General features: G+C 74.6%; 13 protein-coding genes. 4 read left to right on the forward strand and 9 right to left on the reverse strand.

All coding sequences use genetic code 11. The features are described 5' to 3' along the window. Positions 1–84 precede the first annotated feature (84 nt). From ACIQVI_RS19100 to ACIQVI_RS19110, 3 genes are all read left to right on the forward strand, one after another. A complete protein-coding gene (locus ACIQVI_RS19100; RefSeq protein WP_403597128.1) occupies positions 85–786 on the forward strand; it encodes a response regulator in 702 nt (233 codons plus the stop codon). 95 nt (positions 787–881) lie between these two features. Then, complete coding sequence (locus tag ACIQVI_RS19105) at positions 882–2,330, forward strand: ATP-binding protein (protein WP_403598678.1); 1,449 nt, start codon at positions 882–884, stop codon at positions 2,328–2,330. After that, a complete protein-coding gene (locus ACIQVI_RS19110) occupies positions 2,327–2,824 on the forward strand; it encodes a hypothetical protein (RefSeq protein WP_351973721.1) in 498 nt (165 codons plus the stop codon). The genes ACIQVI_RS19105 and ACIQVI_RS19110 overlap by 4 nt, the downstream gene beginning before the upstream one ends. Before the next feature lie 55 nt (positions 2,825–2,879). On the opposite strand, the gene ACIQVI_RS19115 is transcribed toward ACIQVI_RS19110, so the two are convergent. The 9 genes from ACIQVI_RS19115 to ACIQVI_RS19155 all read right to left on the reverse strand — a co-directional run bounded on the left by ACIQVI_RS19115 (position 2,880) and on the right by ACIQVI_RS19155 (position 12,356). Then, positions 2,880–5,708 carry a hypothetical protein gene (locus ACIQVI_RS19115; RefSeq protein WP_403597132.1) on the reverse strand — a complete coding sequence of 943 codons (2,829 nt, stop codon included), beginning with the start codon at positions 5,706–5,708 and terminating at the stop codon, positions 2,880–2,882. Then, positions 5,705–6,826, reverse strand: a complete 1,122-nt coding sequence (locus ACIQVI_RS19120; RefSeq protein ID WP_403597135.1) for an AAA family ATPase — start codon at positions 6,824–6,826, stop codon at positions 5,705–5,707. The genes ACIQVI_RS19115 and ACIQVI_RS19120 overlap by 4 nt, the downstream gene beginning before the upstream one ends. Before the next feature lie 20 nt (positions 6,827–6,846). Beyond that, complete coding sequence (locus ACIQVI_RS19125; RefSeq protein ID WP_403597138.1) at positions 6,847–8,259, reverse strand: VWA domain-containing protein; 1,413 nt, start codon at positions 8,257–8,259, stop codon at positions 6,847–6,849. Then, positions 8,256–9,680, reverse strand: a complete 1,425-nt coding sequence (locus ACIQVI_RS19130) for a hypothetical protein (protein WP_403598681.1) — start codon at positions 9,678–9,680, stop codon at positions 8,256–8,258. The genes ACIQVI_RS19125 and ACIQVI_RS19130 overlap by 4 nt, the downstream gene beginning before the upstream one ends. Beyond that, positions 9,650–10,153 carry a hypothetical protein gene (locus tag ACIQVI_RS19135; protein WP_351969120.1) on the reverse strand — a complete coding sequence of 168 codons (504 nt, stop codon included), beginning with the start codon at positions 10,151–10,153 and terminating at the stop codon, positions 9,650–9,652. Before ACIQVI_RS19135 ends, ACIQVI_RS19130 begins: the two co-directional genes overlap by 31 nt. 139 nt (positions 10,154–10,292) lie before the next feature. Next, a complete protein-coding gene (locus ACIQVI_RS19140; protein ID WP_403597142.1) occupies positions 10,293–10,796 on the reverse strand; it encodes a GNAT family N-acetyltransferase in 504 nt (167 codons plus the stop codon). Positions 10,797–10,820: 24 nt separating this feature from the next. Beyond that, positions 10,821–11,294 carry a hypothetical protein gene (locus ACIQVI_RS19145; RefSeq protein ID WP_403597145.1) on the reverse strand — a complete coding sequence of 158 codons (474 nt, stop codon included), beginning with the start codon at positions 11,292–11,294 and terminating at the stop codon, positions 10,821–10,823. Further along, the gene (locus ACIQVI_RS19150; RefSeq protein WP_403597149.1) at positions 11,291–11,608 is read right to left on the reverse strand and encodes a hypothetical protein; all 318 of its coding nucleotides are present in this window, start codon (positions 11,606–11,608) and stop codon (positions 11,291–11,293) included. The genes ACIQVI_RS19145 and ACIQVI_RS19150 overlap by 4 nt, the downstream gene beginning before the upstream one ends. A 58-nt stretch (positions 11,609–11,666) precedes the next feature. After that, complete coding sequence (locus ACIQVI_RS19155) at positions 11,667–12,356, reverse strand: DJ-1/PfpI family protein (protein ID WP_351969124.1); 690 nt, start codon at positions 12,354–12,356, stop codon at positions 11,667–11,669. Between the two features lie 205 nt (positions 12,357–12,561). Here ACIQVI_RS19155 and ACIQVI_RS19160 point away from each other — a divergent pair, with 205 nt between their 5' ends. After that, complete coding sequence (locus ACIQVI_RS19160; protein ID WP_403597153.1) at positions 12,562–13,500, forward strand: GlxA family transcriptional regulator; 939 nt, start codon at positions 12,562–12,564, stop codon at positions 13,498–13,500. The last annotated feature ends 45 nt before the right edge of the window (positions 13,501–13,545 follow it).

Consider the following 13,545-nt stretch of genomic DNA (forward strand, 5'->3'; position numbering starts at 1 on the left):
GGGAACGTAACAATGCCTCCGGTCCGTGCGTCCGTGCCCTCCGGCGGCGCCGAACGGCCTTTCGCGGTGGCCATAATCGATCACATGCCGCATGTACTGCTGATCGAGGACGACGCGTCCGTACGGGACGGGATGGAGCTCGTGCTGCGCCGGCACGGGTACGACGTCGCCACGGCGGCCACCGGCGAGGAGGCCCTCGCGCTGCTCGACGGGCCGGACGGGGGGCGGGTGGAGCTGGCCGTCCTCGACCTGATGCTGCCGGGGATGGACGGCTTCGAGGTGTGCCGCCGCATCCGGGCCAGGTCCGCCGTCCTGCCGGTCGTCATGCTGACCGCGCGCGGCGACGACCGGGACGTCGTGGACGGTCTGGAGGCGGGGGCCGACGACTACGTGGTCAAGCCGGTCACCGCGCCCGTCCTGGAGGCCCGCATCCGGGCGGCGCTCCGGCGCGCGGAGCCGTCCACGCAGACGCGGGCGCAGGCGGCGGACGCCGAGCGGGCCGGGCTCGTCATCGACCGGGCCGGGCTCACCGTCACCAAGTACGGCGTCCCGGTGGCGCTGCCGCCCACCGAGCTGCGGCTGCTCCTGGAGCTGTCGGCCGCGCCGGGCCGGGTGTTCAGCCGCGAGCAGCTCCTCGCGTCGGTCTGGGACCACACCTTCCTGGGGGACTCCCGGCTGGTGGACGCGGCCGTCGGACGGCTGCGGTCGAAACTGGAGGACGTACCGGCGAAACCCCGGTTCGTCCAGACGGTACGGGGCTTCGGCTACCGCTTCGGGCCGCTGTGAGCCGTCCGGGGAGGACCCGGCCGGTCCCGTCGGCCCGGCCGGGGCGCGGCGGCGCGCCGGGGCGGCGGTCCCGGCGGATCGTCGGCGGGCTGCGGATCCGCCTCGTGGCCGCCTTCGTCGTCGTCGCGCTGGTCAGCGCGGTGACCTCGACCGCCCTCGCCTACCGGGACGCGCGCACCGCCGTGCTCCAGCGCACCCAGAACGCGGCCGTGGACGACCTGCGGGAGCGGACCACCGAGGTCGCCGCCGACTTCGACGTGCCGCCCGACCGGCGGACGCTGGCCCGGTTCGCGGCGAAGGTGTCGGACGGCCTCGGGGGGCGCATCGTGGTCGTGCGCCACCACGACCTGGTCGCGACCTCCGACGCGTACGCCGACACGGAGGGCCGGATCACCCCCGAGCTGCGCGCCGCCGTACGGGGCGGGGACGGGGCCCTGTTCCAGCGGGTGACCTGGCGGGGCGAGCCGTACCTGGTGGTCGGGATGCCCGTGCGGTACGCGGACGGGGACCGCCGCGACTCCGGCCTGGAGGTCTTCGCCGTGTCGGACCTGCGGGCCGAGCGTGACGACACCGCCGCGCTCCTGGACTCCGTGCGCGCGGGCGTCCTGCCGGTGGTGGTGCTCGCCGCCGTCCTGGCGCTCCTCGCCGCGGGGACGGTCCTGCGGCCGGTGCGGAAGCTGGGCCGGGCCACCCGCGAGCTGGCGGCCGGGGGCCTCGGCAGCCGGGTCGTCGTCACCGGCCACGACGAACTCGCGGACCTGGCCCGCACGTTCAACGAGACCGCCGACGCGCTCCAGGCGTCGGACGCGGAGCTGCGCGAGCAGGAGGCGAAGGCGCGCCGTTTCGTGGCGGACGTGTCGCACGAGCTGCGCACCCCGCTCGCCGCGATGACGATGGTGGCGACCGTCCTGGAGGAGGACGCCGACCAGCTGCCGCCGGACGCGGCGCGGGCGGCCCGTACCGTCGGCGCGGAGACCGCGCGCCTCGCCCGGCTGGTCGAGGACCTGATGGAGATCTCCCGCTTCGACGCGGGGGCGGTGCGCCCGAACGCGGCCGAGACGGACCTCGCCGACACGGTACGGGCCTCCCTGGAGCTGCGGGGCTGGACGGACCGGGTGCGGACCCGGCTGGACGAGGGCGTACGGGCGGTGGTCGACCGGCGTCGGATCGACGTGATCGTGGCGAACCTGGTGGGCAACGCCCTGCGGCACGGCGCCCCTCCGGTCACCGTGACCCTCGGGACCCGGATCGGGGCGGACGGGGCGTGGGTGGTGCTGGAGGTCGCCGACCACGGCCCCGGGCTGCCCCCGGAGGTACGGGAGCGGGTCTTCGACCGCTTCTACAAGGCGGACGCGTCCCGGTCCCGGGGCGCGGCCGACGACAGCGGGCAGGGCAGCGGGCTCGGCACGGCGATCGCCCTGGAGAACGCGCGCCTGCACGGCGGCACGATCGACGCGGTCGATGGGCCGGAGGGCGGCGCGGTGTTCACGCTGCGGCTGCCCCTGCGGCGCACGGAGGAGACGGAGGAGGGGGAAGGGGAGTGAAGGTGCGGCAGGGGTGGGTGCTCGGCGCGCTGGTGCTGGCCCTCGCGGGCTGCGGCGTCCGGCCGACCGGGCCGATAGCGGCGGGCGAGCCCGCGTCCGGTCCGACGCGCGGGATGCGTCTGTACTTCGCGTCCGACGGCGGGCTGCGGGCGGTGCCGCTGCTCGACCGGAGGATCACGGACCTGAACATGGTGATGAAGCTGCTCGCCGCCGGACCGCCGCCCGCCGAGCGGCGCGACGGGCTCACCACGCTCGTGCAGGGGCTGGGCGGCTACACGGCGACGGGCTCGGGCACCCGGGTCACGGTGCGCCTGGAGGACCCCTACGCGGGGAACGGGCGCGACCAGGCCACGGGCCAGCTGGTGTGCACGCTGGCCCGCGCCCAGTCCGTCCTGGAGGCGGAGGTCCGCGCCGAGGACGTCGAGGTCACCCTGCGCCCGCCCGGGGGCCCTGCGGTGGGCCCCCACCGGTGCGCGGACTTCCTCACGCGGTGAGGCGGCCGGCCGGGCGCGGGGCGACCGGGCCGGTGGGGGCCGGCCGGGCCGGTTGTCACCGGTCCGCGAGGAGGGCCTCCACCGCGCGGGCGGTGTCCGGGTGCCGGTCCATCAGGGACGGCGGGCGGGGGGCCGTACCGGCCGGCGCCCACTCCTCCGTACAGCCCAGCAGTTCCGCGAGGGCGTCGCAGGTCGCCGGGTGCGCGGGCAGGAGCGCCGCGCCGCGCGGGGCGCCGGTGGCCGCCGGGCCGGGGCGGGCGGCGCGGGGCGCGGCCGGGGGCCGGCGCCACGGCGGGATCCAGGCGTCCAGGGCGGGGAGCCGGGCCGGGAAGGTCCGTCCCGCCTCGCGGACGAGCAGCGGGGCGAGGTCCCCGCCGTTCGCCCGGAGGGTGGTGACGAGGACCGGCAGCCAGGGCAGCAGGACGGCGTCCGGCAGCCGCCCGAAGGCGTTCGACACGGCCTCCACCACGACGTCCGCGAGGCCGGGCACCGGTTCGAGGGCGTGCACGAAGCCGCTGAGGTAGCGCGGGTAGGAGGGAACGGTCAGGGGGCTGGCGAGCAGTTCGTCGCAGCGGGCCCGCAGCTCCTCCCGGGAGAGGGTGCCGAGCCGCACCCGCGCCGCCCAGAGCAGCGCCGTCTTCGCCGGGTCCTCCGGGTGCGACTGGGCGACGGCCAGTTCCAGCTGGGTCCTGTCGCAGCCCAGGGACAGGGCCAGGCCCTCCATGTCGAACAGGAAGCCCAGCATGGCCGCCACCTGCCCCACGGTCGCGTCCTCGTCCCGGAAGGCCGTCGGCAGCAGGGTGCAGTAGTGCGCGTACCCGGCGCGGACGAAGGACTCTATCCACGGGGGCAGTGCCGGTTCGGCGGTGCGGTAGTACGCGAGGAGGCCGCGCACCCGGCGCAGCACCTCGGGTGCCCCGTCCACCGTGCGCTCGCCCGCGAGGACCTCCAGGGCGCGGGTGCCCAGCTCGTCGGCGAGCCGCCGGCCGCGGAGGTAGAGGGTGGCGTCCTCGACGGCCGCGAGGACCTCCGCCGTCGTCGCCCGGGGTCCGTGGGCGGTACGGCGCAGGCGCTGCTCCAGGACCTGTTCGAGGCTGACGCCCTCGTAGCCCAGCTCGATGAGGGCCCGCTGGTGGGTGCCGAGCGCGAGGTCCCAGGACTCCTGGACGGACCGCTCTCCCAGCCGCCGCTCGCCCATGACGGGGCGTGCCGTGCCGTGGGGCATCAGGCGGCGCAGCATCCACAGCACGTCGGAGCAGGCGCGCAGTCCGGGCCGGGAGGTCATGTCGAGCAGGGCCCGTCGCACGCCGCGCCGCTGGAGGTCCAGCTCCAGCGGGGCGAGCCGGTCGTGCACGTCGCGGGCGAGGGGCGGCAGCGCCTCGTAGCCGACCCGGCCGATCCGGTCGCCGCCCATCATGCTCTCGACGATCCCGCGGACGTCCCGCCGCCCGGGCACGGTGTCCTTCTCGATGCAGGTGACCGCCGCGTCCTGGAAGTCGTACGGGGTGGGCTTGGCCCGGTCCCGCATCCCGGCGAGCAGGATCGAGGTCTCGAAGACGGCGATGGCGTCGGCGGTGGAGGCGAGGTAGCCGCTGCGGCGGGCGGCGCGGACGACGTCCACGGACCAGCCGAGCAGTTCGGCCTCGTCCAGGGTGTCGAGGGCGGGCGGCCGCCGGAGGAAGCCGGAGAGCCGGTCCTCGGCGGACGCCGGGTCCGGGCCCGGATCCGCGTCCGGGACCGCGCCGGGCGCCACGGCCTTCCTGGCTCCGGTCTTCTTCGCCGGGGTCCTCTTCGTCCCGTCCTGGCCTTCCAGGCGGTACGGCTCCACGCGGGTGCGCCTGAGGTTCTTCGTCCACTGCGCCGCGGCGATCGACACGGAGCCGGAGGCGAGGCCGAACTGCGCCTCGACGGCCGCGTGGCTGGACGGGATGAGGCCGTACTGCCAGGTGGTGGCGGTGCGCGGGGAGACGGTGAAGCCGTCGGCGCCGTGCACGCCGAACTCCTCGACGCGGCTGGCCGCGTGGAAGGCGCCGCAGACGTACAGGCAGTCCGCCGGGTCGGTGCCGGTCGCGGCCAGGTGCTCGCGCATCCGGGTCCACATGTACCGCTCGCGGTCCTCGTCGACGCGGACGCGGTCCCCGTCTCCGGGGGCGAGCCGCCGGAAGAGGCTGCCGATGAGGAACATGACCTGGCGGTAGGTGTCGTGGTCGCCGTCGCCGAGCGGCACCTCGACGTACTGGTGCCACCACTCCGACCAGTGCCGCACCTTGCCGTGGCGCAGCAGGTGCTCCTCCAGTTCGGCGAAGCGCGGGCGCAGGTCGCCGATCTCGACGCCGACGGCCTCGCCGTGCAGCGCGGCCCCGTCCTCCCGGGCCGCCCCCTCCCGGTCGTCGCCGGCCGGACGGCGGGCGTCCCACTGGAAGACGTGGTCGGAGGAGCGGTCGACGAGGACGAGCTCCACGCCGGGGGTGTCGAGGGCGTACGCGATCGCCTGGTACTCGGCGGAGGCCTCCGTGATCGGGGCGACGACGGACAGCGGGGCCCAGTCGGGCGGGAAGCCGTCGATGTCGCTCGCGAAGGCCTGCACCGCGACCGGCAGCCGGCAGTTGCGCAGCTCGGTCAGGAGCGGGGCCATGTCCTCGCACAGCTCCAGGTAGACCACCTGGGGCCGCTTCTCGCGCAGCCTGCGGGCCATGGCGAGGGCGGAGGCGGGCGAGTGGTGGCAGACCGGGAAGATCTCCAGCGGTTCGCGGACCGCCCGGTCGACGTCGTCGACCATGCCGAGGAGGATGTCCTCCAGGGCGTCCGGCCCGCCCGCGAACTCCTCGGCAGCGGTGTGCAGTTGTCCGCGCAGGGCGGCGAAGGACGTGGTGGCGGCGCTCATGCCAGCTTCGCGATCGCTTCGCGGCCGCCCTCCAGGAACTCGGGCCAGGAGCCGCCCTCCTCCTTGCTCCGGGGCTCGACGACGCCGTGCAGGTACTTGTTGAGGATGGCGAGGTCCTCGGGCTCGCGGCGGGCGAGGGTGCCGACGAGCGAGGAGGCGAGGGTGCGGGCGGTCAGGGTGCGCTCGCCGAAGAAGTTGCCGTGCAGGATCGAGTCCTCCAGCACGCCGATCTGCTCGGCGGTGGAGAGCGCGGATTCCAGCTTCTCGTCGTCGCCGCCGGCCGCGGCGGCGGAGGCGCGCAGGTCGGCGAAGCTCTGGAGGAGGACGTCGAGGAGGGTGGGCGGCACGTCCAGTTCGATCCGGTGGCGGCGGAGCAGTTCCTCGGTGCGGAAGCGGACGATCTCGGCCTCGCTCTTCTTGTTCGTCACGACCGGGATACGGACGAAGTTGAACCGGCGCTTGAGCGCGGAGGAGAGGTCGTTGACGCCCCGGTCGCGGCTGTTGGCGGTGGCGATGATCGAGAAGCCGGGCTTGGCGAAGACGATGTTCCCGCCGTCGGCGCCGTCGAGTTCGGGGACGGAGACGTACTTCTCGGAGAGGATCGAGATGAGGGCGTCCTGGACGTCGCTGGTGGAGCGGGTCAGCTCCTCGAAGCGGCCGATGGTGCCGGTCTCCATGGCGGTCATGATCGGCGAGGGGATCATCGACTCGCGGGACTGCCCCTTGGCGATGACCATGGAGACGTTCCAGGAGTACTTGACGTGGTCCTCGGTGGTGCCGGCCGTGCCCTGGACCACCTGGGTGGAGTTGCGGCTGATGGCGGCCGCGAGGAGTTCCGCGAGCCAGCTCTTGCCGGTGCCGGGGTCGCCGATGAGGAGGAGGCCCCGGTCGGAGGCGAGGGTGACGATGGAGCGCTCGACGAAGCTGCGGTCGCCGAACCACTTCTGCGCCACCTCCCGGTCCAGGCCGTCGGCGCGCTCGGAGCCGAGGACGAACAGGCGGACCATCTTCGGGGACAGGCGCCAGGAGAACGGCTTGGGGTGGTCGTCGATCGACTCCAGCCAGTCGAGTTCCTCGGCGTACTTGATCTCGGCGGGAGCGCGGAGCAGGTCGGACATGCGAGGGGCCTTTCGGGTTCTCAGGTGAGGAAGGTCTTGAGCTCGTGGACGAGCCTGTCGATGTGGCCGGAGATCACCGGGGTGCCGAGCGCCTTGAACCGCTCCCGGAACCAGGGGTTGACCTCCTGCCGTCCCGAGCTGGTCACCGAGCCGACGGGGATGAACCGCACGCCGGAGCGGTGGACCGCCTCGATGCCCTCGAACAGCGGCTGCGAGCGGTCGAACTCGTAGAAGTCGGAGATCCACACCATGACGGTGTTCTTCGGCTCGGCGATCTTCGGGCGGGCCATGGCCATCGCCACGGGCCCGTCGTTGCCGCCGCCGAGGTGGGTGCGCAGGAGCACGTCGAACGGGTCGCGCACCCAGGGGGTGAGGTCGATCGCGCGCGTGTCGTACGCGATGAGGTGGACGTCGACCTTGGGGAGCCCGGCGAAGATCGAGGCGAGGATGGTGCAGTTGACCATCGAGTCGACCATGGAGCCGGACTGGTCCACGACCACGATCAGCCGCTGGGGCGTGGTCCTGCGGGTCGTGTGCCGGTAGTGGAGGCGGTCGACGTGGAGCCGCTCCTCCTCCGGGCTCCAGTTGGTGAGGTTCTTCCAGATGGTGCGGTCGAGGTCCAGGTTCCGGAAGACCCGCTTGGGCGGGACGGAGCGGTCCAGCTCGCCGACGGTGGCCTTCTCCACCTGGGTGCGCAGGACCGCGGCGACCTCGTCGACGTACCGGCGGATGAGGGACTTGGCGTTGGCGAGGGCGACGCCGGAGAGGTTGCCCTTGTCGCGGAGGAGTTGCTCGATCAGGGACATGCTGGGGGTGAGCCGGGCGGCCAGTTCCGGGTCGGCGAGGACCTCGCGCAGGCGCATACGGCTCACGAGGTCGGCTTCGATGTCGCCGAGTTCGGTCCCGAGTCCGCCGGTGGCGGCCGGTCCGGCGGCCCGGCCGCGCAGTCCGCCGGGCGGGTGGCCGAGCGCGCGCTCCAGCCGTCCGGTGTCCGCCTGCCAGCGGGCCAGTTGTCCGGCGGACACGGCACCGGAGCCGGTGGAGAAGACGTTGAGCAGCAGCTTCGAGGCGAGGGCGGCGCGCCGGACCTCGGCCGCGCGGTCGCGCGCCCCGTCCGGTTCGGCCTCCGGGGTCATCAGGCCGTCGAACGCCCCGGCCAGTTCCGGGTGGCGCTGGACGACGGAGTCGACGGAGACGGCCGGGTCGAGCAGGGCCGGGGGCAGACCGATGTCCTCGACGACGGCGAGGCTCGCCGACTCCAGGGCGGGCTGCTCCTCGGGGTCGAAGAGCCGGGCGAGGAGGCGCCAGTAGAGGACCTGCCGCCGGTTGTCGTCGGGGGCGGGGACGGGGGCGGGGTCCGTCCCGGTGAGGTCGGGGACGGGGGCTGTCCCGTTGGGGTCGAGGGCGGGATCCGTCCCGTTGGAGTCGGTCATGTGCGCAGCAGCTTTCCGGCTCGTTCGCGCAGGACGGCGACCGCGTCCGTGGCCGCCTTCTCCGCGCGGGCCCCGGTCTTGTCGGCGGTGCCTCCGGCCCAGGCGCCCGCGTGGACGGCGACGGTCTTCTTCCGGACGGTCGTCTCGACGGCGAGCGGCTGGAGGACGAACTCCCCGGCGTCCCAGCGGAGCAGCCCCAGGCAGGCGTGGGACGCGAGGACCGCTTCCGGGGTGAGCGGCCCCGCGGCCGGGATCCGGTCGGTGTCGACGGCCAGCCGGTGTCCCGCGACCGTGAGGGCGGGCGTCCCGTCGTCCGGGTGCTCCGCCGCGTACCCCTCCAGGAGGACGGGGACGGCGATGCGGGACGGGTGCCGGTCCAGCGGAGCGGTCACCGGATCGGTCGCGGTGGAGAGGACGACCCGGGCCGTGGCGAAGGGGTCGGCGGGCTCTCCCGTACGGGCCCGGCCGTCGTCCCAGACGAGGTCGCCCTCGGCGGTGACGGGCATGGCGTCGAGCTCCATGGAGCGGCCCTCGCCCGCGGCGGCGAGCAGCGACATGCGGGGGCGGAGCAGTTGCCACAGGCCGGCGCCGACGACGGTGTCCGGTTTGGGCGCGGACACGGCGGCCCGGACCAGGCGGGGCGGGGTGCCGTCGGCGGGCTCGAAGACGGCGTGGACCTGGGCCTGTACGGCGGTCGCGTGCTCCTGGAGGTCGACGCCGAGCGGCAGGAGGCGGCCGGTCGCGGTGGAGACGGCGGTGGCGCGGGCGGCGCCGGGCAGGGTGAGGAGGAGGGCGCGCGACCACAGGTCGGCCCAGCGGCGCACCGGGACGCGGTCCAGGGTGACGCCCGGGCAGGAGGCGGCGAGTTCGGCCGCGAATCCGTCGAGGAGCGTGGCCTGGCGGCGCAGTCGCGGGTCCGGGAGCAGGGCGGAGACGACGGGCGCGGCGCCGCCGACGAGGTCGTGGTCGATGCCCCGCCAGCCGGCGCGGGCGAGGTCGCACAGCCAGGCGCGGGCGGCGGCGAGCGCGTGCGCGGCGGGCTCCTCCCCCGGGGCCTCCCCTGCCGTCGGCCCGGTGACGGTCCGGCCGGTGGCGTCCGCGACGCGGGCCGTCAGGGCGTCGTGCACGGAGCCCATGAGGGCGGTGCGGGCGGCGGCGAGCGCGACGAAGTGGTCCTCTCCGGCGGCTCCGGCCGCGGTCTTTTCGGCCGCCTCGGCGACCCGTGCCGCCAGCGGTGTGCCGGCGACGGCGTCCACGAGGGCGGCGAGTCCGTCGGCCTGCTCGGGCCCGGGGCGGAGCAGGCCGGCGACGAGCACCCGGTCGAAGGCGTCGACGGCGTCCAGGGCCTCGTCGAGGCCGTCGAGGGGGTCGCCGAGCAGGTCCGTACGCATCAGGCCACCGCCCGGGTCGGCGGGAACCAGTGCATCTCGGGCACCGGCAGGGTGGTCGGCTCCAGTTCGAGGTAGGCCAGGTGCCGCAGGAACCGGCTGAACACCGGGGCGGCGGCGGAGGTGTCGCCCTGGGCGGGGCGCGTGGCGGTCATCACCGAGACGAGCGCGGGGGCGTCGGGCTCCGCGTCGGGCGTGTCGGCCTTCAGGTAGCGGGCGACGCGCCCGGCGCCGTACTGGAGGACGGCCTCGGAGACGAGGGCGCGGATGTGGTTGCAGAACGTGCCGCGCGCGCCGCCGCAGGGGCGGTTGTTGTTGGTGCTGCACGCGAACGCGTACGTCCCGGCGGCGATCGAGGACACGTACACGCGTCCCGTGTCGGAGCCGCTGGACACGACGCCCTGCAACCGTCCGTCGGCCAGCTCGACGAACGGCACCTTGGCGAGTTTCCGCGGTCGCGCGGGCGGTACCACCCGCGTCGTACTCGACCTCTCCCAGACCGGCAACGTACCTCTCCCATGCACGTCGAAGGGGGTGTTCGCGCCCGTCCGGCGGAACGTCCACGAACCTATCCCCGGCCACTGACAACGGCGTCGGGATCCGCGGCGGTGCCGTCGCCGTGGCCGGTGGAGCCGTCCGGGAGGGTTACGGCAACGCGCGCGTGAGCCAGACGACTTCGCCGTTCTCCTCCACGGAGAGGTGGTCCCGTTCGAACCCGAGCTTCTCCAGGACGCGGAGCGACGGCCCGTTCCACGTGCCGACGGTCGACCAGAGGCGCTTCCGTCCGGTCGCGACGGCGGCGTCGAGCACGGCGCGCGCCGCCTCGGTGGCGTATCCCCGCCCGTGCACGCGCTGGAACAGCTCGTACGCGATCTCAGGCTCGTCCAGGGTGGCGCGGCCGATGATCAGCCCGCAGTAGCCGATGAAGTCGCCTTCGTCGCGGCGCTGGATGGGCAGCAGGGCGATTCCCGTGGTCTCCGTCGCGGCGAGCAGCTCCACGACGGCCTTCCGGATGCGTTCGACCGGGGGCTTTCCGTTGCCGCGTTCGGAGAGAAGGTCGCTGAACTCGGCGGCGTCCGACTCGGCCCACGGCCGCAGTATCAGTCGCTCGGTCTCCAGGTGGAACGGCATCGTCCTGTACGTCGTCATGCCCCCACTCTTTCTCACGGGTCGTCACGCCCCCGTGGTGGATCCGGGGCGGACGATCATCAGGACGGTGACGGTGGCCCACAGCAGGTTGAAGACGCCGGTGTGCACGGCCAGTCGGCCCGGTTCCGGGAGGACCGGTGCCGAGGGTGCGGGAGGGACCGCCGTACCGGCCAGGGCGCGGTCCTGGGCGGGCAGGACGAGCAGGACGAGGACGCCGGCGGCGGCCGCGGTCAGCAGGACCGAGGCGATCAGCCAGGCGTCGCCGAGGACGCCGAGGCTGCCGGCCGTGGCGAAGCCGAAGAGGGGGACGGCGACGCCGACTCCGGCGTAGACCCGGCAGATGCGGTGCAGGGTGCGCAGGGTCGTCCGGGCGTCGCCGTCGCCGGGGTCGCCGAGGGCGCGGCGCAGCGTCGCGGGGAACATGCTCGCGGCGACGGTGACCGGCCCCACGGCGACGAGGGCGGCCAGGACGTGCAGGGAGAGGAGGAGCTCGGTCACGCCCGGTCCTCCGGGGCGGTCCGGCGCTCGCCGGTGACCTTGGAGGCCGGGAGGCGGCCGGCCCTGGAGGTCCCCCGGAGGGTGTCGCCGTCGACCGTCACGTCGAACGCGAGGTTCAGCCGCATGGGCTTGGTGACGGACTGCTTCCAGGTGAGCCGGTCGCCGTCGAGGACGAGGTCGCGGAGCGGTACCTCCTCGCCCGCTCCGTGGGCGACGCCGGTCAGGACGGCGTCCCGCTCGCGGAGTTCGACCACGGCCTTCAGCGTGCCGATGGGGGTGGAGACGGACAGGTTCCAGGTGCCTTCGACGGACATGCGGATGTTCTTCCTGACGGTGGGACGCGGAGGGGTGGGGGCAGGGCGCGGGCGGGGTTCAGAGGGCGGCGGGGGCCGGGCCCCGGGCGCTCCAGACGGTGCCGCGCCGCTCGTGGGCGAACAGTTCCTCGACGGCGTGGGCGATGCGGGGGCCCGGTCCGCGTTCGAGGAGGTACAGGCCCAGGTCGAGTCCGGAGGTGACTCCGGCGCCGGTGATCAGGTCGCCGTCGTCGACGACACGGGCGCGGATCGCGCGGGCGCCGGTGGCGTCCAGCATGTCCAGGCCCAGGTGGTGGGTGGTGGCGTGACGGCCTTCCAGGAGCCCTGCCATGGCCAGGACGAGGGAGCCTCCGCAGACGGCGGCGACGGTGACGTCCGGGTCGTCCATCGCCCGTTCGAGGAGTGCGGGGAGGCCGGTGGTCAGGGTGCGGGCGAGGAGCACCGGAACGAACTCGTCCCGCCGCCGCTCGCCGGCGCCCGCCTCTTCCTCCGGAACCTCGCCGGGTTCGCCCACGCGGCCCGAGGCGCCGGGCACCAGGACCACGTCCGCGCGCTCCGGGTCGAGGGTGCCGGTGGCGCGCAGCGCCAGCCCTCCGGTGCCGCCGACCACCTCGCGGGGGCCCTCGGCGGAGACCAGTTCGACGGTCACCGCGCCGTCCGATGCCGTGCCGCCGGCGTACAGCACCTCGTAGGGGGCGACGACGTCGAGCGGGTCGAATCCGTCGAACAGGACGATCTGGACGTGCACGGGCGTTCCTCCGGGGTCGTTCTCTCTTTCCGGCTTTCCGACGCGTTGAAGTCAACCGTCCGCCGGTCCGGCCGCCCAGTGGCAGGAGTGACAGGTTTCAACGGGAAATCGCCATGAGCTTTCGAGGGCTCCGCGAGTACGGTGACATGGGGATGTCCGGATGCCGTCCCGGGTCCGGCGTACGGCGAGGAGGTAGGTTCCGGCCATGCACACCGTCGCCGTTCTCGCGCTGGACCAGGTGATCCCGTTCGACCTGTCCACCCCGATCGAGGTCTTCTCGCGGACCCGTCTGCCCGACGGGCGGCCCGGCTATCAGGTGCGGGTGTGCGCCGAGCGCGACGAGGTCGACGCCGGGGCCTTCACCCTGCGCGCGCCCTGGGGCCTGGAGGGCCTCCGGGACGCGGACACGGTCGTCGTGCCGGGCGTCGCCGATCCCACGGCCCCGCTCTCCCCCGCCGTACGCGACGCGCTGCGGTCGGCCGCCGCCGACGGCACCCGGATCGCGTCCCTCTGCGTGGGCACCTTCCCCCTGGCCGCCACCGGGCTCCTGGACGGGCTGCGCGCCACGACCCACTGGCAGGCGGCCGGGCTGCTGGCCTCCCTCCACCCGGACGTGGACGTCGACCCGGACGTCCTCTACGTGGACAACGGCCAGTTCCTCACCTCGGCGGGCGCGGCCGCGGGCCTGGACCTGTGCCTGCACATGATCCGCCGGGACTACGGGTCGGCGGTCGCCGCCGACGCCGCCCGCCTGTCGGTGATGCCGCTCGAACGCGAGGGCGGCCAGGCGCAGTTCATCGTCCACGACCACGCCCCCGTGCCGCAGGGCTCCGAACTGGAGGCGCTGCTCACCTGGCTGCGGGAGAACCTGTCCCGCGACCTCACCCTGGCCGACATCGCCGCGCGCGCCGGGACGAGTACCCGGACCCTGATCCGGCGGTTCCGCGACCAGACCGGCACCACCCCGCTCCAGTGGCTCCACCGGGCCCGCATCCGCCAGGCACAGCACCTGCTGGAGACCACGGAGCACTCCGTGGAGCGGATCGGCGGCCAGGTCGGCTTCGGCTCGCCCACCACCTTCCGCGACCGCTTCAAACGCACGACGGGCGTGAGCCCGCAGACCTACCGGCGCACCTTCGGCTGACCCGGCGCGCCGGGGCCGGCGGCCGGGCGGCGGCCCCGTGGCTCC

This window comes from Streptomyces sp. NPDC098101, assembly GCF_044760185.1.
In the GTDB taxonomy this organism is placed as follows: domain Bacteria; phylum Actinomycetota; class Actinomycetes; order Streptomycetales; family Streptomycetaceae; genus Streptomyces.

Coding starts and splice junctions, on each gene's coding strand:
- ACIQVI_RS19100 (WP_403597128.1), top strand. CDS start 85: ATGCCGCATGTACTGCTGATCGAGGACGACGCGTCCGTACGGGACGGG.
- ACIQVI_RS19115 (WP_403597132.1), bottom strand. CDS start 5,708: ATGAGCGCCGCCACCACGTCCTTCGCCGCCCTGCGCGGACAACTGCAC.
- ACIQVI_RS19120 (WP_403597135.1), bottom strand. CDS start 6,826: ATGTCCGACCTGCTCCGCGCTCCCGCCGAGATCAAGTACGCCGAGGAA.
- ACIQVI_RS19125 (WP_403597138.1), bottom strand. CDS start 8,259: ATGACCGACTCCAACGGGACGGATCCCGCCCTCGACCCCAACGGGACA.
- ACIQVI_RS19140 (WP_403597142.1), bottom strand. CDS start 10,796: ATGACGACGTACAGGACGATGCCGTTCCACCTGGAGACCGAGCGACTG.
- ACIQVI_RS19150 (WP_403597149.1), bottom strand. CDS start 11,608: ATGTCCGTCGAAGGCACCTGGAACCTGTCCGTCTCCACCCCCATCGGC.
- ACIQVI_RS19160 (WP_403597153.1), top strand. CDS start 12,562: ATGCACACCGTCGCCGTTCTCGCGCTGGACCAGGTGATCCCGTTCGAC.